We start from the raw sequence: 961 nt of genomic DNA, 5'->3' as shown, positions 1-961 counted from the left end.
GTGGTGAGTGACCATCAGGGAACGCCGCGCGAGATGCTCAACGAGGAAGGCGGACTGGTCTGGGCGCAACGGCTGACCACCTGGGGCCACGCCGAAAATCGGGGTAGCGTGCCATCTCATCACCCGGATCACCATGTTCAGTGTAATTTCCGGTTTTTAGGTCAGTATTTTGATGAAGAGTCGGGGCTTTTTTACAATCGGCACCGCTATTACTCGCCAGAGACGGCGCAGTACATCTCGCCGGATCCCATTGGGCTGAAAGGCGGCCTTAATCCTTACGGGTATGTCGATAATCCGGTCAAATATGTAGATCCTTTCGGGCTATCTACTGTCACAGTTGGTCGTTGGATGAGTCCCGAAGAATTCCAAAAAATGCGTGACACTGGCAAAGTAGTTCAAAGTACTACAGGAACAACGCATGTCGGTTATCCAGCAAATATTGATGCCTTCGGTAAACAAGCTAAACCGGGAACGGTGTATGTTGAATTTGATGTTCCTGAAAAATCGTTGATAAAAACAAATGATGAATGGGCAAAAATAGTAGGTCCAGATTCTTTAGAAGGGCGTTTAGCAAAACGTAAAGGATTGCCTGTACCAGAAATGCCGGAAGTTACTAATATGGAAATTAAAGCACATAAAACAACAGAGGGGATAATGACAGTATGCAAAAAATAAGATTATGGATTATATCTAATTACAATTATCCCGTAATTGTAAATAACGAGAGTTTAGTTGTTGATATTGATACGGATAAAAATATTGCTCGGTTTACTGTATGGGATGATTTGTCATGCGTACTAGAAATTCTCGATGTAGATACTGAAAAATATATTATCAATGAAAGAAGAGAATTATCCTCTGATGAGGAAGTAATTGAATCATTCAAAGAATTTCATAGCCTACTAAATTAAACTTAAGCCGGAAAGATCCCTGTGATCTTTCGGCTTTGTTCTTTTTAAGA

At 41.7% G+C, this 961-nt stretch carries 2 protein-coding genes; both read left to right on the top strand.

Annotation, left to right across the window (positions count from 1 at the left end):
* Positions 1-675: RHS repeat domain-containing protein (locus tag AAC147_RS04615; protein WP_197056427.1), on the top strand; the 675-nt coding region annotated here is incomplete at its 5' end.
* On the top strand, positions 663-911 hold the full coding sequence (locus tag AAC147_RS04610; RefSeq protein ID WP_047685830.1) for an immunity protein TriTu family protein: 249 nt from the start codon (positions 663-665) through the stop codon (positions 909-911). The genes AAC147_RS04615 and AAC147_RS04610, both read left to right, overlap by 13 nt.
* Positions 912-961 lie beyond the last annotated feature (50 nt).

It is taken from the genome of Xenorhabdus sp. NBAII XenSa04, assembly GCF_963866145.1.
Classification (GTDB): Bacteria; Pseudomonadota; Gammaproteobacteria; order Enterobacterales; family Enterobacteriaceae; genus Xenorhabdus; species Xenorhabdus indica.
This window is presented reverse-complemented; position numbering and strand designations above follow the sequence as displayed.